Source organism: Sorangium sp. So ce887 (genome assembly GCF_051521455.1).
In the GTDB taxonomy this organism is placed as follows: domain Bacteria; phylum Myxococcota_A; class Polyangia; order Polyangiales; family Polyangiaceae; genus Sorangium.
This window is the reverse complement of the sequence record NZ_CP150354.1, coordinates 5803334-5822321: the sequence shown is the minus strand read 5'-3', so window position 1 is coordinate 5822321 and position 18988 is coordinate 5803334. Positions and strand designations below refer to the sequence as shown.

The following is an 18988-nucleotide window of genomic DNA, read 5'->3' as shown; positions in this document are numbered from 1 at the left end:
CGCGAGCGCGCCGGGCTCACGCGGTCGGGTGGGTGTTCTTGTAGAGCCGCAGGCTGTTGCGGATCGCCATGGTCACCGTCATGGGCCCGACGCGCGGCACGAACACGCTCGCCTTGCTCTGGATATCGTCGCTGAAGTTCTTGAAGGTGGAGAAGTTGATGCAGAGGCTGCCCTCGCGGATCTCGGCGGCCTGCACGTGGGGGAAGCTCCGCGAAGGCACGCCGGTCACCACGATGTCCGCCTGCCGCAGCGCGCTCGCCCGGTCCACCGTCGTCTCGTGCACCTCGTGCGTGCCGCCGGACGAGCTGGGGACGAACAGCAGGGGACCGTCGATGTCGAAGGAGGTCACGTGCGCTCCGTCGTGCGCCATCATGCTCGCGAGCGGCCTCCCGACGACCTCGCTGCGGTTGAAGATGCACACGCTCCGGCCCTCGAGGGGCCGCTCGCCCTGGCCGAAGTAGCCGGCCGCCTCGGCCAGCTTGACGATGGCCAGCGGCGTGCAGGGCAGGATCGCCTTCTTCGTCCTCGCCTCGTCCAGGAAACGCTGGTTCCCGTACAGGCAACGTGCCCAGAACGTGTGGAGCCCCTCGATGTCCTTGGACGGCTCGACGCTGTCCCGGAGATAGACGTCCTGCTCCGTGCCGAAGATCGGGTAATACACCATGATCCCGTGCACGCCCGCGTCCTCGTTCGCCGAGCGGATGGCGGCCTCGGCGCTGAGCCGCGTGGCGTGGCGGATCTCGAAGCGGACCCCCACGTCCTCGCACGCCTTGCGCGTGTACTCCGCGTACGTATACGAAGGCCCGTGATCCGCAGCGAGCACGCCGACCAGGAACAGCGGCTCAGGCAGGGCGGCGATCTCCGCCCGCATCTCGCTTCGGAACGCCTCCGCCACCGCGGTCGGATCGAGAACTCTGGCCGTGCCCGTGTCCCGGCGCGCCGGCTTGTCGTGCGGGTCCATTTGGGCGCGGAGACGAGCACGCGCCAGCATCGCTGTCAAGATCGAGACGGGCACCGTCGAGCGGCCCGTATCGTGAGCTCACCGTGAGGGGCGCTGCCGCTCGGCTTCCACCCCTTCCACCCCGGCCCCCGCCCCCGCGTCGACGGGCTCTCCAACGCGGCTGTCGGCGGCCTCGCCGGGGCCGCTCGTGCCGGGCACATTGAGGACCATTCCGCCCTTGTCACGCAGCTCATCGACGAAGTCCGCGCCGAACACCTCCTCGGGCGTGTCGCCGTCGAGCCCGCCCATCCCCGAGAGCCCCTCGAGGTCCGCGAGGTTCCCGTCACGGCGCCTGGGCGCGGGGCGCAACCGCAGGACGTCGTCCCGGGTCACCGTCAGCGCCACGACGTCCTCGCGCATCACCTCGATCCACGATGCGGGGAAGTCGGCCTCGGCGCCCGCGGGGCCGCGCACGCGGAGCCGCGAGATGTCATTGCCGGGGTCGTTCGCGCCGATGCCCACGAGCTGCACCTCGGCCTCATCGGCGGTCATCACCCGCGTCTCGGGGCCGAGCTCGACCGTATCCTCGGTGACCCCAAGGGCCTCTTCCAGCTCCTGCCTCCGCTCGGGCGGCTGCGGGACGAGCGAGGTGTCGACCCGCCCCGCCGGCTGCGCCGTCGTCCGTCCGTCGTAGTACCGAGGCAGCGCCAGGAGCTCGTCTCGACCCGGCCGCAGGCGGAGCTCGCCCCCCGTCGTGCCCTGCACGAGATCCATCGATACAAGGAGCTCTTCGCTCGCCAGCGGTGAACGGAGCACCACATGGGTCAGCACGCCCCGCTCCCGGTCGACCAGGACCCGGTCGAGCACGCCCGCATCAAGGCCGCCCTCCGCGATCACAGGCATCTCGAAGTCGATCTGCATGGTTCCTCCTGAACGAAGAGCCTCGTGCTCGAGCGAGAGCCTGAGACGGTCGGGCGCCGATGTCCAGGGGAGCGCCAGCGAGCGAGGAGACCCGACAGCCCTTGTCCTGGGCTGTGTCGGCGTGTTGTCAGGGAGGTCATCTATGCTGATCGCGCGAGCCCGAACCGCGATCCTGACAGGGCCGGCTCGCGGCGACTCTCCGGTGCGATCGCGAGATGGCCGCCACGCTTCATGACGAGCGCCCCCTCCGGGCGCCGTCGACCGCCGTCGCCCCCGCGAGCGCGGAGCGACCCCTCCACGAGCGCCGCGCCGGGAGCATCGCGTGAGCCAGATCCCGGGCACAAGGTGGCACATCCCCGGGACGACCCGCGTCTATTCCCGCGGATTTGCTGCTCGAGCGTCCTGGTACGCCGGATGCAATCTACGCGCCGGTCGCTGGAGCTGTGCCAGCGCCGTTCGGGAGGACTGGACTTATGCGCGTTCGCTTCGATGCAATCCGCCGACGCTGGAGCTCACCCCACCTGCTTGCCGCGCTGGCGCTGGCGGGCGCGTCCTCGGGGGCCGCTTGCTCCTCCGACGAGGCGCCGCAAGCGCCGTTCGGCCGCCCTGATCAGCCGCAGAACGGCACGATCGAGGTCGACGAAGCGCAGCTCAGGGGCGTGATCGAGGAGGGCGACCTGCGCCTCCGGATCCCGGTGCGCAACCTGACCACGGGGGCGACGCGCGGCCACCTGCGCGTGACGCTCGTCGATATCGACGCGGACAAGGAACAAGGCACGACCGATGTCGACGTCGAGATCTCGAGCGCGGCGGCGGCGACCGCGGAGGCTCGCCTGCCTGCGCCGGCCGTGAGCGCGCAGCCGGGGCTCGCGCGCTACCTCGTCCGCATCGACGACGGGTCGGAGAGGGGGCTGCTCGTGACGCGAAGCCTGCTGCGCGTCATCCCACCCTACGACGTGCAGCTCGAGGGGCCGTCGCGCGTGGTGCGCGGGCGCGCCGCGAGCTACCGCGTGCGCGCGACGGACGCCTTCACCCACCAGCCCGTGCCCGAGGTGGCCGTCGAGCTCGCCGTGGGCGAGGGGGCCGCGGCGCGGGAGCTCCGCGGGACGACCGACGCGCTGGGCGCCGCGGTGTTCGAGGTGGAGCCCGGCGAGATCGGCTCGCTCCCCGTCTCCGCGCGGGCGCTCGGCTTCGGCGTGAGCGCGGTCGTCGACGAGAGCATCACCGTCGAGGGCCCCGGCCCGAAGCTGCTCCTCACCACCGACAAGCCGCTCTACAAGCCCGGCCAGACGATCCACCTCCGCGCGCTCGCGCTCGAGCGGGGGAACAACGCGCCGCTCGTCCGCGAGGCGGTCACGTTCGAGGTGGAGGACGGCAAGGGCAACAAGATCTTCAAGAAGCCTGTCGTGACCGACGCCTTCGGCGTGGCCGCCACGACGTTCCGGATCGGCTCCATCGTGAACGTCGGCGAGTTCAAGGTGCGTCTCGTGAGCGGAGAGACGACGACGGAGAAGACCGTCAACGTGGGGCAGTACGCGCTGCCGAGGTTCGAGGTCGCCGTGAGGACCGACAAGCCCTGGTACAGCGCCGGTGACACGGTGACCGGCACCATCGACGCGCGCTATTTCTTCGGCAAGAACGTCGCCGGCGGCAGCGTGACCATCGAGGCGGCGTCGCTCGACGTCGGTCAGACGACGTTCCAGCGCATCCTGGGCGAGCTCGACGCCGAGGGGCACTACGGCTTCAGCCTGGCGCTGCCGCCGAGCCTCGCGGGCCTGCCGCTGGAGCAGGGCGACGCCGCCGTGACGCTCACGGTCACCGTCGCGGACACGGCAGGACAGGCGGTCACCAAGGCGATCCCGGTGAAGGTCGCCGCGGACGCGGCCTCCCTCGTCCTCGTGCCCGAGGCGCGCGAGCTCGTCCCGGGGGTCCCGAACACCCTCCTGCTCTTCATCACGGACCCGCTCGGGGCGCCGATCCCCGATACCGACGCGGTCATCACCGCGCCGGACGGCGCGCAGCTCGCCGCGCGCACCGACGCCTTCGGCCAGGCCGCGGTGAGCTTCACCCCGCCGCTCGGCTCGGCGCACGGCGCCTTCTCGGTCCGGGCCACGGTGGGCGAGCGGGCGGTCGAGCGGGAGTTCTATTTCGTGGCGCAGGCGGGCGGCGAGCACCTGATCGTGCGCACCGACCGCGCCGTGTACGAGGCCGGCGAGACGATCGAGGTCGCCATCGAGGCGAGCGAGGAGACAGGCAGCGTCTACGTCGACTGGCTGAACGACGGTCAGGCCGTCGACATGCGCTCTCTCGAGCTCGAGGGCGGGCGCGCCCGCTTCAGCATGCCCGTCGACGCCGGCCTGCTCGGCAGCAACCGGGTCGAGGCGTACCTGGTCGACGACGACGGCAACCTGGTCCGCTCGGGCCGCACCGTCTTCGCGCGGGGCGATTCGGCGCTCAGCATCGAGGTCACCGCCGACAAGCCCCTGTATGCGCCGGGAGAGACGGCGACGCTGCGGCTCTCGGTCAAGGACGACGCGGGCAACCCGAAGGTCGCCGCGGTCGGCGTCCAGGTGGTCGATCAGGCCGTCTTCGCGCTGGTCGACGCGCAGCCCGGGCTGCTCCGCACCTACTTCGAGCTGGAGGACGAGTTCGCGAAGCCGAGCTACCAGATCCGCGGCCCCTCGGCGAACCTCCAGAACCTCCTGTTCAGCGCGACCGCGAGCGAGGACCCCGAGCAGGCCGAGGCCGCGCAGCGCACGACCCAGGCGTCGCTCGCCGCGCTCGCCGGCACGTCGCTCACCGGCCTCCAGGCGCGCACGTGGCCTTCCGTGCTGACGAAGGTGCAAACCGAGCTCGCGCCGTTCCATGAGCGCCAGCGGGGCGCGCTCCAGCCCTGGCTCGCCGAGGCCACGGCGAGCGCCGTCCAGGACCTCCGGGCGCTCGGATGCGAACCGAGCCAGTACTACTGTGCCGAGGGCGAGTACGTCACGCTGCTCGGGAGCCGGACGACCGAGCGCTTCCGCGCCTTCGACGTGTGGGGCAACGCGTACAAGGTGAGCTCCAGCTGGACGGGGCTCACGCTGGTCTCGTCGGGTCCCGACGAGGTGTCGCAGACCGCGGACGACGCGTCGATCGTGTTCGCGTTCGGCGCGCTCGGGGTGGACGTGCCCGAGGGGTCGTGGCCCGCCGCCGAAGGCGACAACGGCGGCTGGGCCGATGGGGCCGTCGCCAGCGGAGCGGGCGGCGGCAGCGCCGGGGACCCCAGCGGCGGCGGCGGCGGCGAGAGCGGGCCGCGCGTCCGGCGCGAGTTCCCCGAGACCCTGTATGTCAACCCGAGCGTGATCACGAGCTCCGACGGCACGGCGACCCTGAGCATCCCGCTCGCCGACAGCATCACCGAGTGGCGGCTCTCGGCGCTGGCGAACTCGGCCGACGGCAAGCTCGGCGGCGTGCAGAGCGGCTTCAAGGTGTTCCAGGACTTCTTCGTCGACGTGAGCTTCCCGGCCACGCTCACGCGCGGCGATGAGGTCGAGTTCCCGATCGCGGTCTACAACTACCTGGAGACGCCGCAGACGGTCGATCTCAGCCTGGAGCCGGGGAGCTGGTACACCGCGCTCGGCGCGACCTCCTCGCGGGTGTCGCTCGCGCCGGGCGAGGTGCTCGGCGTCCGGTTCCCCGTGCGCGTGGACACCGTGGGCGTCAACTCGCTCACGGTCACCGCGCGGGGCACCGAGGGCGCCGACGCCGTGGCCCGCACCGTGCGCGTGGTCCCGGACGGCAAGCCGTTCGCCGAGAGCCAGTCCGGCATGCTCGAGACGGGCAGCGTCGCCCACGCCCTCTCGTTCCCGGAGGGCGCGGTCGCCGGCTCGAACCAGCTCTATCTCGAGATCTACCCCGCGTTCCTGTCGCAGGTCGTGAGCGGCATGGACAGCATGCTCCAGGTGCCGTCGGGCTGCTTCGAGCAGACCACCTCGACCACCTGGCCCAACGTGCTCGTCACGCAGTACATGAAGCAGACGGGCCAGATCACCCCGGAGATCCAGATGAAGGCCGAGTCGCTGATCTCGGCGGGGTACCAGCGCCTGCTCACCTTCGAGCACCCCGGCGGCGGGTTCTCGTGGTTCGGCGAGCAGGACGGGCACCCCTACCTGTCGGTCACCGCGTTCGGCGTCATGGAGTTCGCCGACATGATCAAGGTGCACGCCGTGGACGAGGCGATGCTCGCCAGGACCGTGGCGTGGCTCGCCGGGCAGCAGAAGTCGGACGGCACGTGGGAGGGCGATCAGACCGAGTTCTTCAGCTTCCACACGGGCACGCTCCGCAACAGCGCCTTCGTGCTCTGGGCGCTCGCGAGCGCGGGGTACACGGGACCCGAGATCTCGGCGGGGCTCGGCTACGTGGGCAGGTCGGTGCAGCCGGCGACCGATGACCTGTACACGCTGGCCATCGTGGCCAATGCGCTCGCCGTGGCCGACCCCTCCGGCGCGCTGACCGACCGGGTGCTCGACGCCCTGGACGAGCGCAAGACGGCCGAAGGCGACGCGTTCTTCTGGGACGACGGCGGGACGCAGACCGCGTTCTACGAGGTCGGAGACGACGCGAAGGTCACGACCACCGCGCTCGCGGCGCACGCGCTGCTCTCCGCGGGCGCGCACCGGTCGAGCGCCGACGGCGGCGTGAGGTTCCTGACCCAGGCGAAGGACCCGAACGGCAACTTCGGCTCCACCCAGGCGACGATCTGGAGCCTGCGGACCTTGCTGCTCGCCGCGAGCAAGGGGACCGAGGGCGCCACCGGGTCGGTGACCGTCGCGGTCGACGGCGAGCCGACGGGCACGGTCGCCCTGCGCGAGGACCAGGCCGACGTCATGACCACGGTCGACCTGACGCACCTCGCGACCTCCGGCGCGCACGAGGTCACGCTCGCCTTCGCGGGGGAGGGGAAGCTCAGCTACAACCTGGTGAGCCGCCACAACCTGCCCTGGAGCGCGGTCCCGAGCGACGGGGGCGGGCCGCTCGCGGTCAGCCTGAGCTACGACAAGACCTCGCTGTACGTGAACGACATCGTGACCGCGTCGCTGAACGTCCGGAACACGACGAGCTCGGCGCAGAGCATGGTCCTCGTGACCGTCGGGCTCCCGCCCGGCTTCCAGCTCCTGACCGAGGATCTCCAGCAGTACATCGCCGCGGGCCTGCTCTCGAAGTTCGAGATCACGGGCAAGCAGCTGATCCTCTACGTGAAGGAGATCCCCGCGGGCGGCGCGGCGAGCTTCGATTATCGGCTGCAGGCGACCATGCCTGTCCGGGCGGAGGACGGCGGCGCCGAGGTGCACCCGTATTACCAGCCGGAGCAGCAGAGCTTCTCCGAAGCGCAGCTCCTGCAGGTGATGGGGGAGTGAGCGACTGAGCGGGCGAGAGGGCTGGCCGCCGGCGGGCGGCCAGCGCTCGCGCCGGCGGGGGCCGGCGCGCTCGGATCAGGGGCAGGCGATGCGCCAGGCGTCGAGGTCGAGCTTCTTGATCACCGTCGAGAGGCCGAGCGGCTTCGTGGCGGCGCAGACGGCGTCTGCCCTCGACGCGGCGACGTACTCCGCGTGGAAGACGGCCTTGCCGGCGCGGATGAACGGCGTGAGCATCTCGCACTCGTCGTACGCGTGGCACTCCTCGTTGAGCGCCCAGTCGAAGTCCCCGACGAGATCTCTCACCTGATCGAGGTCGTTCTTCAGCCCGATCGACAGCCCGCGCGCGTGCGCCTCGGCGGCCAGGAAGCGGTTGTAGTCGAGCTGCGTCGCGGCGGTCAGCGGGAAGCCGGGACGGTTTGTGTAGCCGTCGACGTTGTCGGGCTCCACGCCGTCGCAGCGCTTCGTCACGGCCAGGTCCAGCCGGGCCTTCATGATGTCGCGCACGCCGGCGCTGCGGGTGTCGAGCCACCGCTCGCCGGGCCAGCCGTCGAGCGGGTTGCCGAGCGCCGCGTCGGGGAACTCCGGCGCATCGCTGCGCCAGTCCTCGTGGCTCCCCCCGCTGAAGTAACAGACCACCTTCTTCCCGGCCGCGCGCAGGGCGTCGATCGTCGCCTGCGGGGCCTCGAAGAGGTCGATATCGTACATGGCGACGTCCAGGCTGGTATCGATGGTGCCCGTGAGCTGCCATTGCCACGTCGTCCCCGGGGCGGGCACCCAGACGTCGCCGCCCGTGGAGCCGCCGCTGCCTGTGGAGCCGCCGCTGCCGGTGGAGCCGCCGCTGCCTGTGGAGCCGCCGCTGCCGGTGGAGCCGCCGCTGCCTGTGGAGCCGCCGCTGCCTGTGGAGCCGCCGCTGCCGGTGGAGCCGCCGCTGCCGGTGGAGCCGCCGCTGCCGGTGGAGCCGCCGCTGCCGGTGGAGCCGCCGCTGCCGGTGGAGCCGCCGCTGCCGGTGACCGCATCGCCGCTCGCCGCCGAGGCGCCGTCCGCGCCGGCGCCCGGATCTGCGCCGCACCCGGCGGCGGCGAGCGCGGCGGTCAAGCACACGGCGGCGTGCCGCAGCGCGCTGCGGCGCGCGAGAACGGACGCCGGACGGCTGGAATAAGTCATGGGTTCTCTCCTCGGTTCGTGCGTTCGTGAAGCTGGGCGCACGGCGGCGCGGGGCGTCTCTCGACGCTCCGCGGTCCCCGCGATGGCTCCCGGCGACGGCGGCTCCCGCATCGTCTCCGTGCGCGCTGGAGAGGCACTGCAAGGCGAGGGCCAGCGCACGCTCCGCGTTCGCCCCGCGGTCTCGCGCCCGTGCCGCGCTGCGCCGTTGCTGAGCGTTGCGCAAGCGTCGTACACTTGCGCAACCTTCGAACGGCATGACGGAGCGAGATCCTCGTCGACAGGCAGCCCCTCCGTCAGGCGAGGTGCCGCCGCCCCTCGCGGCCGAGGTCGCGACCGAGCTGGAAGCCGCGGAGGGCGCGCTCGGCGGCCGGACGCCCCAGGGGCAGGCGTCGCTCATCGTCCGCGCCGCCGACGGCACGGCGCGGGTGATCGACCTGACCGAAGGCGACGTGGTCGCGATCGGCCGCGCGCCGGAGTCCGCGGTCTGCGTCGACGACCCCCGCGTGTCGCGCAACCACGCGATCGTCGCGCGGCACGGCGACGCCCTCGAGGTCGTCGACTGCGGGAGCCGCAACGGCACCTCGGTGAACGGCGCCGTCTTGCGCGACGCCGTGCGGGACCTCGCCGGCGGCGACGTGATCCGCGTCGGCCCGGCCGAGATCGTCGTCGCGATCGCTGCGCCCGCGCGTCTTCCACCGCCGACGCCGCCGGGGTCCGCGCCGGTGATGGAGGACGCGCTCTCCGGCGCCGGCTTCGTCGTTGCGGACGAGGCGATGGTGAAGGTCTTCCAGGTGGTGCAGCGCCTGGCGCGCGCCCGGACGACGGTGCTCGTCCTCGGCGAGACGGGCGCGGGCAAAGAGGTCGTCTCGGAGCAGATCCACCGCGTGAGCCCGCGCGCCGGCGGCCCGTTCGTGCAGCTCAGCTGCGCGGCGCTGCCCGAGACGCTGCTCGAGAGCGAGCTCTTCGGCCACGAGAAGGCCGCGTTCACCGGGGCGGATCGCCGCAAGATCGGCTATTTCGAGGCGGCGCAGGGCGGCACGCTGCTGCTCGACGAGATCGGCGAGCTGCCCCTCGCCATGCAGGCCAAGCTGCTGCGCGTGCTCGAGAGCCGGCGCATGGCCCGGATCGGCGGCACGCAGGAGATCGAGCTCGACGTGCGCGTCGTGTGCGCCACGCACCGGGACCTCCAGGCCGAGGTGGCGGCCGGGCGTTTCCGGCAGGATCTCTACTATCGCATCAGCACGTTCGTCCTCCGCGTGCCGCCGCTCCGCGAGCGGCGCGCCGAGATCGCGCTGCTCGCGCACCGCTTCGCGCAGCAGGTCGCCGAGCGCATGAGCGAGCGGGCGCCGCGCTTCGCGCCCGCCGCGATGCAGGTGCTCGAGGCGCACGCGTGGCCCGGCAACCTGCGCGAGCTGCGCAACGCGGTCGAGCACGCTGTCGTGCTGGCCGAGGCCGGCGTCATCGAGGTCGAGCACCTGCCGGCCTCGGTGGCCGGGGACGGCGCGGCCCCCCCGAGCGCGGGCGCGCCGGCCAGCGCGGGCGCGCCCGCGGAGGACGCGTCGATGCCGGCGCGCCTCGCCGAGCTGGAGAAGAAGAGCATCGAGGACGCGCTCGCCGCCGAGGGCAACAACCAGACGCGCGCGGCGAAGCGGCTGGGCATCTCGCGGCGCGCGCTGCTCTACAAGCTGGAAAAATACGATCTCCGGCGGTGAGGGCGGGCGATCGAGCACGAGATCCCGCAGGGACGAAGGGCGGGGGCGATACTCCCAGGAAACGGTCATGAGGATAGTAAAGAACTCCATCGCATACAAATCATGCTCTGTGCTGAGGCTCGCCTTCGCAAAGATGGTTCACGGGCGGAGGCTGGAGCTCGGGGGCGTGGGGATGCTCGGGGAGAGCTGCTACGTCCTCGTCTCGCCCAGGGGGACGCTCAAGCTCGGGAGAAAGGCGATCCTGGGCGACCACACGGAGCTGCAGGCTGACGGCAGCCTGACCATCGGAGACAACTTCGTCATCAACCGGTACTCCAGGGTGGTCGCGTTCGAATCCATACGCCTCGGGAACAACGTGACCATCGCTCAGCACGTGGCGATCGTGGATCACGATCACAACTACACGATGGAGGGCGACCGATTGCTCCTGAAGGGGTACAGCACGTCGCCCATCGTGATCGGAGACAACGTCTGGCTCGCGGACAAGTGCACTGTCTTGAGGGGGGTCACCATCGGTAGCAACGTCGTCGCGGGAGCGAACACCCTGATCAACAAGGATGTTCCATCCAACTGCGTCATCGGCGGTGTTCCGTTCAAGATCCTCAAGGAGCTCAAGTGAAGACGATCCTCCTGTTCGGCCCCGTGCTGTCCAAGCTCAAGAACGCGTACGGGGGCGGCACCGGCGGCTACACGCGCAACATGTCGGTGTACCTGAACCATTTCAGGTCCGATGAGTTCACGATCGTCCCGTGCTTTCACACCGTGAGAGGCCAGTACGACTTCGGTCCATTCACCGCTCCCGCGCGGCTTGCCAAGGACATCTCCGCCTTCATCTCCGGCCTCGTGAAGGCGAGGCCAGACGGCGTTCATATCCTCGCGCAGTACCGGGGGGCGATCCCCCGGGAGTTCGCCGTGGTGCTGATCTCCAGGATGCTCGGGAAGCCGGTCCTGTACGAGATCAAGGCAGGGGCCTTCATGCAGTGGTACAGCAGCACGAACCCGCTGTCGCGGCGCCTCACCGATTTCTGCCTGAAGAGCTCCAAGGTCGTCCTCGCCGAGGGGAGCGTGTACCTGGACTTCGTCAAGGAGACGTTCGGGAAAGAGGCGCACTATTTCCCGAACTTCATCCCGACGGAAGAGATCCCCGACGAGGTCTCCGACAAGCTGAGAGATGAAGAGCTCAAGGTCCTGTTCGTGGGGTACTGCTACAAGGACAAGGGCGTCTACGAGGTCGTATCGGGCTGCGAGGAGGCCGCCAGGCAGGGCACCAGGATCCGCCTGACCATCATCGGGAAAGAGCACGATGATTTCACGCGGTGGATGGACTCCAAAGCCGAGCAGCCCAACCTGAAGATCCAGCGCCTTGGATTGCAGCCGCACAAGGAGGTGCTGCGGCATTTCAAGCTGAACGACATCTTCTGCTATCCCACGAGCCACAAGGGGGAAGGGCACAACAACTCCATCAATGAAGCGCTGATGATGGGGCTCGTGATCATCACCACCAGGAAGGGCTTCTTGGGGGATATCCTGAGCGATGAGAGCGCATATTTCCTGAAAGAGGTGTCCACCGGCGAGGTCGGCGAGGCGATCAGGGCGATCGACGGGCAGAGGGAGGTCGCGACGAAGAGGTCGAGCAACGGGAGGAGGCTCTTCCAGGAGAGATTCACCAGCGAGGTCGCCTTCAAGAAGCTGAGCCGCTGCTACGACGAGCTGGTACGTCGTTCCCCGAGGGCGAAGGACGGGGGGTGAGCCGCCGCGCTCCGGCGCTTTCCTCTGCGTTCGCGCGGGGCGCAGGTCGACCGAGGGGCCGGCGAACGCGGCAGCGCCGGTCGCTTGCGGATCGCGGGCGCCGCTCTAGCTTTTGGGCGAGAGGTGACGCCATGATGAGGAAATTCGCGTATCACGTCCTGCCGGATCCCGACGGCCGGGGGTGGATCGTCGCGGTCGAGGGGTACGTGGCCCACTCGCTCCCGTACGGCACGAAGGAGGAAGCGCTCGAGGTGGCGGAGGGGCTCGTCCGCAGGTATCCGGGCAGCACGATCGTCGTCGACGAACAGCCCCCGCGGCTCACTCCGATCGAGCTCGAGCACCGGCTCGCGGCGTGATATCCGCCCGTCCCATCTCGCGCGGCTCGGGGTGAATGTCGACGTCGCGCGGGGAAACCCATGGCCAATTCGCCTCCGTTATCCTACCCTCGGAGCATCATGAGACTTCACAGCTTCTACTGGGTTGGATTGGCGGTATTGGCGAGCTTCGTCGGATGCAGCGACGCGGCAGACACCGAGCAGCCCCCGCCGCAGCCGACCGGCAGCGCGGGAGGCGCCGGGGGAGACGCGGCTGGCACCGGCGGCGGGGGCAGCACCAGCACCAGCACCAGCGGCGGCGGCAGCAGCAGCAGCGGCAGCAGCAGCAGCACAGGAGCCGGGGGCGCGGGCGGGGCGGGGGGCTCCGTCGGCTCGGGCGGGGCGCCCTCGGCGACGGCGTGCCCCGAAGGGCCGTTCCCGGCGCCGGAGGCGGTCACATCCACGGCTGTTTGCGAGGGTTTCCGGTACAACTACGGTTACAACGAAGGCCCGACGTGGATCGCCGCGCAAAACGCGTTCTTCTTCACCAACTTCGTGCAGCACGCCGCAGGCAACAATTTCACCGGCGACATCATCAAATATACGCCTGGCGGCGGCTGCGAGGTGTTCATCTCGGACGTGGGCGCGAACGGTCTCGCGGCGTCGCTCGACGGGAATTTGCTGGGCGCGAGCCACAAGACCCGCTCGATCAGCTCGTTCGACGTCGCCACCAAGCAGGTGACGATCCTCTCCGACATGTACATGAACCGGCTGCTCGACTCACCGAACGATCTGATCGCGCACCAGAGCGGCACGATCTATTTCACGAACCCGACCTATGAGGTCGGAAATCGTCCTCCCGGCGTCGGGCGCGCGGTGTTCAGGCGAGATCCCGAGGGGGTGTTGTCGATCATCAAGCAAGGCGGCGACCAGCCGAACGGCATCGCGCTATCGCCCGATCAGACTCGGCTCTACGTGGTGAACGCAGGCCTCTACGATGTGGACGCGGCCGGCGTGACGTCGAATCAGCGCGATTTTCCGCTCAACGCCGACGGCATCGGCGTCGACTGCGACGGCAACGTGTACCTCTCGGGCGGGACCATCCTGAACCCCGACGGGCAGACAATCGGCGACTTCCCCGGCGGCACCAACCTCGCTTTCGGCGGCGCCGACGGCAAGACCCTCTTGGTCGTCGGCGGCGGGACGAAGGTGCGCGCCGTGCAGATGAACGTGCCGGGGTTGCCTTGATCTGACCCTCCGCGCAGCGCGGCGACCGCGGGCTCGTCGGGACTCCCGCGCCGCGCGACGAGCGCGGGCTCGTCGGGACTAGCCTCTCGAGGAACCAGGGACGAGCGCGGGCGACGCGGCGCTAGCCGCTGCAGCAGCGGAACCCGATCGTGTGGTCCGTGTCGGCGCGCTCTCGCGCGTCGCGCGCGTCGCACCGGAGCTCGTCGAGCGCGTCCCCGCTGTCGAACGCTCCGCCCCGCGTCCTGCAAAGGTCGCCGGAGCCGGTGTCGCCCGAGCACGCATCTTCCCACTCGCGGACGTTGCCGCTCATGTGCTGCAGGCCGAGATAGCCGCCCTCGCACGCCATGCTGGCGTCGTCGCCGACCGGCACCGTCGCGTCGCCGTCGCCGTTGCACAGCTGCGCGTCGAACTCACCTGTGGCGTGAGAGCGCGCGCCGCCCGCGCTGCACGCCTCGAACCACTCGCCTTGCGCCGTGTCGCCGCCGTACGGCAGCGGGCCGCCGTGGACCTTGCCGCAGAGGTGCTTGCCCAGGCTCTTGCAGAAGGCGCGGGCGTCGCACCAGTCGACGCAGGTCGCGGGGTGCCGGTCGTCCTCGCGGCGGGTCGTGCACACGTCGGGCGCGCCGGGGCCGGTGTCGAACGCGAAGCTGTCGTTGAACCGACAGAACGGCTCCTGCGCGGCGACGTCCGGCTGCGTGGCCAGGAAGGCGCGGTAGGCGGCGTTCGACACCTCGGTCTGGTCGATGCAGAACGAGCTCTCGATCGTCACCATGGCGGCGGGGCACTGGCACACGCGCGCGGCGCACGAGGCCGTCGCGCAGTCGGCGTCGGCCTCGCACGGCTGGCCGTACAGGCACGAGGCGTTCCCGGCGCCGGGCTCGCAGGTGAGGCCGTGCAGCGGGCGCACCAACGTGCACGCCGAGACGAGGGCGGCCGCGAGGGCGGCCGCGGCGGCGTGGGCCGGCCGGGGACGCATCAGAAGGCCCCTTCGATGCCGGCAGCGGTGCCGGCGACGAACGGCCGGAGCGCCGGCCCGGGCGCGCCCGCGCCGGCCTTCGGCGGCCTCGCCGCGGCCGGCCGGGTCGCGTAGAACCACGCCGCGGCCCCCAGCCCGACGACGCCCACGCCGAGGCCGATGTCGGCGACCGCGTGCTGGACGCGGATGGCGCGCACCTCGTCGGCCGCGCAGCGCGGGGCGCACGTGGCGCGCAGGTCGGCCTCGGCGCTCAGCGAGAGCGCGCCGGCGACGGCGAACACGGCGAGCCCCGCGGCGCCGACGGCGCCGGATGCCCACACGAGCCCGGGGACCGCGGGCTCCGCAGGCGGCGGCGCGGCAGGCGAGGCGGGCGGCGGCACGGCAGGCGAGGCGGGCGGCGGCATGGCAGGCGAGGCGGGCGGCGGGGCGGAAGGCGAGGCGGGCGGCGGCACGGCAGGCGGCGACGCGGCAGGCGGCGACGCGGCAGGCGAGGCGGGCGGCGGCACGGCAGGCGGCGACGCGGCAGGCGGCGACGCGGCAGGCGGCGGAGGAGAGGCCGGCGCGCCGGCCGAGGAGGCGCCCAGGGCCACGGTGAGCGCGCGGTTCTTCTCGCCCTCGCGGATCAGCACACGCTCCTCGACCGCGGGGCCCCAGGCGGGCTGGTACCGGAAGGTGTGCGGGCCGGGGTCGACCGGCAGCGCCTTGCCATCGAGCGCCGCCGCGAGGAGGCGCCCATCCACGAGCACGCGCACGTCGAGCCGCTCCCGCCCGTGCGCGTCCCTGGCGGCGATGACCACGGTGGGCAGGCTCTTCTCGACCTCGGCGAGCCATGGCCCGCAGTCGGCCACGGCGGCCGCCGGGCAGGTCGGCTGCGAGCACGCGATGAGCGCCTCCCGCGCCGCGAGGAGCTTGCCGTCTCGACGGAGGCCCTGCGCGCGCTCGTAGGCGGCGGCGCACGCCCGCTTGTGAGGCTCGGCGCGGGCGCGGGCGCCGGTGAGCGCGAGCGCCGCGGCGACGGCGAGGGCGAGGGCGAGCGTGGGCGCGGGCCGCGCGCGAGCGGGAGAGGAGGCGTTCATCGGGTCACATGCACTCGGGCTTGAGCCGGCGTATGCCGGCCTTGTCCACGGTATAGGGCGGGGAGCAGCGCTGGGCGGCAGCGCCGGCCGCGCGCGGCGCGGGCGCAGGAGCGCGCGCACCCGCCGCCGGGCGTGCCGGCCTCAAGGCGGGAGCGGTCACGGCGGCGCTCGACGCCGGCGGTGGGCTCGGCGCGCTCTCCGGGCTGGACGCTGGCGGGCTCGGCGCGCTCTCCGGGCTGGACGCCGGCGGGCTCGGCGCGCTCTCCGGGCTGGACGCCGGCGGGGCGGGAGCGGTGGGCGTCGCGCTCATCGCGCCCGGCGCGCTTGGCGCCGGCAGGGCTGGGGTCGGGGGCGCGCCGGTCACGCCTGGCGTCACCACCCCCGTGCCGGTGGGCTGCGCCGCGGGCGCGTGGGCCGCGCTCGCTGCGTCCTCCGGCCCGGGCGGGCCGCGGCGCACCCATTGCGCTGCGAGCGCGGCCGCGCTGCCGAGGAGCACCACACCTACCAGCGCGAGGGCCGGGCGTGCGCGCTTCGACGTCGCGGCGGGCGGGACGTCGCGCGGCGCGCCGTCTCCCGGGGAGAGCGCCATGGAGAGCCCGCTGGACGTCGCGGACCCAGGCGGGGGCGCCGCCGCGCTGCCCGGGCCCGCCGTCTGGGCGTCTTCCAAGCCCGCCGTCTGGGCGCCCTCCATCCCCGCCGCCCGGGCGTCTTCCAGGCCCGCCGCCGAGGCGCTCTCGATCTCCGCGACGCGGGCCGCCCGCCGCGCGAGCGCGTCGCCGGCGAGCTCCTCCACCCACTCGCCCACCGCGCGCGGCGACGCGAGCGGGACCGCGTCCTCGATGGCGATCGCGAGCTCGCGGGCGGTCGGGTGGCGGCCCTCGGCGTTCCGCTCGAGCGCCCGGAGCACGATCGCGTCGAGCGCCGGCGGCACGTGCGCCGCGAGCGAGCTCGGGGGCGGGATCGGCCGCTCGAGCACGGCCCCGATGAGCGCGGCCTCGTCGCCGCCGTCGAACAGCCGCTGGCCCGCGAGCGCCTCCCACAGGACCACACCCGCCGCGAACACGTCGGTCCTCCGGGTCACGTCGGCGCAGAGGATCTGCTCGGGCGACATGTAAGGCAGCTTGCCTTTCAGTTGCCCGCCGCGGGTGGTGCTGAGCCGCCCGCGGGCCTTGGCGATGCCGAAGTCGAGCAGCCGCGCCGTCCCGTCGACGCCGACGAGCACGTTCTCGGGCGAGACGTCCCGGTGCACGATGCCGAGCGGCTCGCCGGACTCGCTGTGCGCCTCGTGGGCCGCGTGGAGGCCGTGGAGCGCTCCGCACGCGATGCTCGCGACGATCGGGGCTGGCACCGGCGCGCCGCGGGCGCGCGCCGCCCGGAGCAGGCGCGCCAGCGACTCGCCCCGCACGTAGTCCATGACAAGGAACGCCTCGTCCTCGGCGATGAGGAGATCGAGCGTGGCGACCACGTTGGGGTGCTGGATGCGCGCGACGATGCGGGCCTCGCCGCGCAGGCTCTCGGCGATCTCGGGCGCCTCGGCGAGCTGGGGGTGCAGCCGCTTGATGGCCACGGTGCGCGCGAAGCCCGCCTCGCCGACCAGCCGGCCGAGGTGCACGGACGCCATCCCGCCGGACGCGATGGGGCTGTACAGCAGATACCGCCCGATTCGCCTGGGCTGCGACGGCTCCGACGACATGCCGGCGCGATGATACACGAGCCCGCACGGCGCTGCCCGCCTCGCCCGCTCGCGTCCCCGGTCGTCGGGCGGGGCGTCAGCCCGGCAGGGCCGTGCTCGGCTCGACGAAGCAGAGGCGGTAGCCGTCGGGGTCGGTGACGACGACCTCCCGCGTATGCCACGGCTGGTCGCGCGGCCCGTCGACGGCGGCGCCGGCCGCAGCGGCGCGCGCGGCGATCGTCTCGATGCCGAGGTCGCCGGTCGCGCTGAAACAGACGATCACGCCGAGGCCGCGCTGACCGGCCAGCGAGACACCCGGCGGCGTCGCGATGAGGAAGAGATCGGCATGGGGCGCCCAGCGCAGGTGGACGAACACCGGATCCTGGTGAGCTCGGGTGAAGCCGAGGAGCTCGTAGAACGAGGCGGAGCGCTCCGCGTCGGCCACGAGGAGCTTGACGTAGGCGGACATCACGTAGGGATCGTCGCTGTGCATGGTGGCTGGGCGCGAAGGTGCGCCGCGCCGGGCCGGAAGGCAAGCCGCGAGACGCGGGCGGAGCAGGCGTCCGCGAGCCCGGCGGGCGCGGTCAACTTGCGCTGTCATGCTCTGTCATGCTCGCTCCTTCGACGCTGGGCTCGTGAGCGCGCGGAAGGCCCGCGGTGGGATGTGCCGACTCTGCTGCTTGCGCGCGCGATGGGACGCTGCCTGTGGGGCGCGGGGCGATGGGGTCAATTCATCGGCGCGGAGGATACAGCACCGCCCGCGAAGCCGAGCGCGATGCCACAAGGTGTCCACTCGATCGCTGGTGTTGTATCGACAGCGTCTCCGGACGCGCCGAGCGCTGACCGACGCGGCGCGACCTACTTGGCCGCCGGCGCCGCCGGCTCGACGACGCAGCGGATGCCGAGGAACCCGCAGCGGTAGGTCACCTCGAACCCTCCCGGCCGCGCCGTCCTGACGAGCGGCGGGATGCCGTCACGCCAGCTGCCGCCGCGGGCGACGCGCATCTTGCCGCTACCGTCGTTGGCGCTCGTCGTCCACTCGAAGACATTGCCGGCCAGGTCCTGGATGCCCTGCGGGCTTTCGCCGGCGGGGAAGCTCCCCACGTCGCACGCGGTCTTGCGCACGGTGCCGCCGCCGGACCAGCAGAGCTGATCCTTCGGGGCCTCGCCGCCCCACGGGTACGGCCGCGCCTCCTCGCCGCCGCGGGCCGCCCACTCCCACTCGCCGTCGCGCGGCAGCCGCTTGCCCTGCGCCGCGCAGTAGGCCTCGGCCTGCGGGAAGTCGACGCAGACCATCGGCTGCTTCTCCTTGCCGGGCACGCCGTAGGTCGACGCTTCCTTTGCGCAATTTGCGAATGAATCCGTGCATTTGTCTGCCTTGACGCACGCGGCGTAGGCCTCGGCGGTGACCTCGGTCCTGTCCATGCAGAGGTCCGGCACGGTGGCTTTCACCTTGAGCGGGCCCATCACGAAGCTGCCGCCCGGGACCCGGACCATGCCGTCGGGGCAGCCGTCCGAGAGGGGCGCCGGCGCGGCCGAGGCGGAGGCCTGCCCGCTGCCGGCCGGCGGCGCGGCGGCCGGGTCGGCGCCGGCCGGCGCCGGGGCCGCGGTGGACCCGGGCTGGGGCGGCGCCGGGGCGGTCGCCGCGCCTCCGGAGGGGCTCGCCGGCACGGCCTGCGCTGCGGGCGACGGCGCGGGGGGCGGGGCGCCCTCGGGGGCAGCCGGGGAGGCGCCGCACGCGGCGACGAGGACGCCGCACGCGGCGGCAGGGAAGAGCAGCGCGGAGAGGGGCAGGGGCGTGGTGTGGGATCGCATGGTGT

General features: G+C 72.2%; 14 protein-coding genes. 6 read left to right on the top strand and 8 right to left on the bottom strand.

Annotated features, from left to right (window positions below; all coding sequences use genetic code 11):
• Positions 1-16: 16 nt before the first annotated feature.
• Together WMF36_RS21740 and WMF36_RS21735 are read right to left on the bottom strand one after the other, a co-directional pair.
• Positions 17-961 (bottom strand): bifunctional methylenetetrahydrofolate dehydrogenase/methenyltetrahydrofolate cyclohydrolase, encoded by a 945-nt coding sequence (locus WMF36_RS21740; RefSeq protein ID WP_437581536.1) that lies wholly within the window; start codon positions 959-961, stop codon positions 17-19.
• A 78-nt stretch (positions 962-1039) separates the two neighbouring features.
• Positions 1040-1861 carry a hypothetical protein gene (locus tag WMF36_RS21735; RefSeq protein ID WP_437581535.1) on the bottom strand — a complete coding sequence of 274 codons (822 nt, stop codon included), beginning with the start codon at positions 1859-1861 and terminating at the stop codon, positions 1040-1042.
• Positions 1862-2334: 473 nt separating this feature from the next.
• Here WMF36_RS21735 and WMF36_RS21730 point away from each other — a divergent pair, with 473 nt between their 5' ends.
• A complete protein-coding gene (locus tag WMF36_RS21730; RefSeq protein WP_437581534.1) occupies positions 2335-7257 on the top strand; it encodes an MG2 domain-containing protein in 4923 nt (1640 codons plus the stop codon).
• A gap of 75 nt (positions 7258-7332) precedes the next feature.
• Here WMF36_RS21730 and WMF36_RS21725 read toward each other — a convergent pair whose 3' ends face one another.
• Positions 7333-8421, bottom strand: a complete 1089-nt coding sequence (locus WMF36_RS21725; RefSeq protein ID WP_437581533.1) for an endo alpha-1,4 polygalactosaminidase — start codon at positions 8419-8421, stop codon at positions 7333-7335.
• Positions 8422-8675: 254 nt separating this feature from the next.
• Here WMF36_RS21725 and WMF36_RS21720 point away from each other — a divergent pair, with 254 nt between their 5' ends.
• From WMF36_RS21720 to WMF36_RS21700, 5 genes are all read left to right on the top strand, one after another.
• Positions 8676-10133, top strand: coding sequence for a sigma 54-interacting transcriptional regulator (locus WMF36_RS21720; protein WP_437581532.1), 1458 nt, complete (start codon positions 8676-8678; stop codon positions 10131-10133).
• 67 nt (positions 10134-10200) lie between these two features.
• Positions 10201-10752 carry an acyltransferase gene (locus tag WMF36_RS21715; protein ID WP_437581531.1) on the top strand — a complete coding sequence of 184 codons (552 nt, stop codon included), beginning with the start codon at positions 10201-10203 and terminating at the stop codon, positions 10750-10752.
• Positions 10749-11882: a glycosyltransferase family 4 protein gene (locus WMF36_RS21710; RefSeq protein ID WP_437581530.1), complete on the top strand. Its 1134-nt coding sequence runs from the start codon at positions 10749-10751 to the stop codon at positions 11880-11882. The genes WMF36_RS21715 and WMF36_RS21710 overlap by 4 nt, the downstream gene beginning before the upstream one ends.
• A 131-nt stretch (positions 11883-12013) precedes the next feature.
• Positions 12014-12238, top strand: coding sequence for a DUF2188 domain-containing protein (locus WMF36_RS21705; protein ID WP_437581529.1), 225 nt, complete (start codon positions 12014-12016; stop codon positions 12236-12238).
• A 99-nt stretch (positions 12239-12337) separates the two neighbouring features.
• Positions 12338-13444 (top strand): SMP-30/gluconolactonase/LRE family protein, encoded by a 1107-nt coding sequence (locus WMF36_RS21700; RefSeq protein ID WP_437581528.1) that lies wholly within the window; start codon positions 12338-12340, stop codon positions 13442-13444.
• Between the two features lie 121 nt (positions 13445-13565).
• Here the strand turns inward: WMF36_RS21700 and WMF36_RS21695 are convergent, their stop codons facing one another.
• From WMF36_RS21695 to WMF36_RS21675, 5 genes are all read right to left on the bottom strand, one after another.
• Positions 13566-14420, bottom strand: coding sequence for a formylglycine-generating enzyme family protein (locus WMF36_RS21695; RefSeq protein ID WP_437581527.1), 855 nt, complete (start codon positions 14418-14420; stop codon positions 13566-13568).
• The gene (locus WMF36_RS21690) at positions 14420-15496 is read right to left on the bottom strand and encodes a hypothetical protein (RefSeq protein WP_437581526.1); all 1077 of its coding nucleotides are present in this window, start codon (positions 15494-15496) and stop codon (positions 14420-14422) included. Before WMF36_RS21690 ends, WMF36_RS21695 begins: the two co-directional genes overlap by 1 nt.
• A 4-nt stretch (positions 15497-15500) precedes the next feature.
• Positions 15501-17189, bottom strand: a complete 1689-nt coding sequence (locus tag WMF36_RS21685) for a serine/threonine-protein kinase (RefSeq protein ID WP_437581525.1) — start codon at positions 17187-17189, stop codon at positions 15501-15503.
• 76 nt (positions 17190-17265) lie between these two features.
• The gene (locus WMF36_RS21680; protein ID WP_437581524.1) at positions 17266-17661 is read right to left on the bottom strand and encodes a VOC family protein; all 396 of its coding nucleotides are present in this window, start codon (positions 17659-17661) and stop codon (positions 17266-17268) included.
• 365 nt (positions 17662-18026) lie between these two features.
• Positions 18027-18983, bottom strand: a complete 957-nt coding sequence (locus tag WMF36_RS21675; protein ID WP_437581523.1) for a formylglycine-generating enzyme family protein — start codon at positions 18981-18983, stop codon at positions 18027-18029.
• Positions 18984-18988: the final 5 nt, after the last annotated feature.

Excerpts from the sequence above, each read along its gene's own strand:
- WMF36_RS21675 (WP_437581523.1), bottom strand. The coding sequence starts at position 18,983 with ATGCGATCCCACACCACGCCCCTGCCCCTCTCCGCGCTGCTCTTCCCT.
- WMF36_RS21705 (WP_437581529.1), top strand. The coding sequence starts at position 12,014 with ATGATGAGGAAATTCGCGTATCACGTCCTGCCGGATCCCGACGGCCGG.
- WMF36_RS21700 (WP_437581528.1), top strand. The coding sequence starts at position 12,338 with ATGAGACTTCACAGCTTCTACTGGGTTGGATTGGCGGTATTGGCGAGC.
- WMF36_RS21680 (WP_437581524.1), bottom strand. The coding sequence starts at position 17,661 with ATGCACAGCGACGATCCCTACGTGATGTCCGCCTACGTCAAGCTCCTC.
- WMF36_RS21730 (WP_437581534.1), top strand. The coding sequence starts at position 2,335 with ATGCGCGTTCGCTTCGATGCAATCCGCCGACGCTGGAGCTCACCCCAC.
- WMF36_RS21685 (WP_437581525.1), bottom strand. The coding sequence starts at position 17,189 with ATGTCGTCGGAGCCGTCGCAGCCCAGGCGAATCGGGCGGTATCTGCTG.
- WMF36_RS21735 (WP_437581535.1), bottom strand. The coding sequence starts at position 1,861 with ATGCAGATCGACTTCGAGATGCCTGTGATCGCGGAGGGCGGCCTTGAT.
- WMF36_RS21715 (WP_437581531.1), top strand. The coding sequence starts at position 10,201 with ATGAGGATAGTAAAGAACTCCATCGCATACAAATCATGCTCTGTGCTG.
- WMF36_RS21725 (WP_437581533.1), bottom strand. The coding sequence starts at position 8,421 with ATGACTTATTCCAGCCGTCCGGCGTCCGTTCTCGCGCGCCGCAGCGCG.
- WMF36_RS21690 (WP_437581526.1), bottom strand. The coding sequence starts at position 15,496 with ATGAACGCCTCCTCTCCCGCTCGCGCGCGGCCCGCGCCCACGCTCGCC.
- WMF36_RS21720 (WP_437581532.1), top strand. The coding sequence starts at position 8,676 with ATGACGGAGCGAGATCCTCGTCGACAGGCAGCCCCTCCGTCAGGCGAG.
- WMF36_RS21740 (WP_437581536.1), bottom strand. The coding sequence starts at position 961 with ATGGACCCGCACGACAAGCCGGCGCGCCGGGACACGGGCACGGCCAGA.
- WMF36_RS21695 (WP_437581527.1), bottom strand. The coding sequence starts at position 14,420 with ATGCGTCCCCGGCCGGCCCACGCCGCCGCGGCCGCCCTCGCGGCCGCC.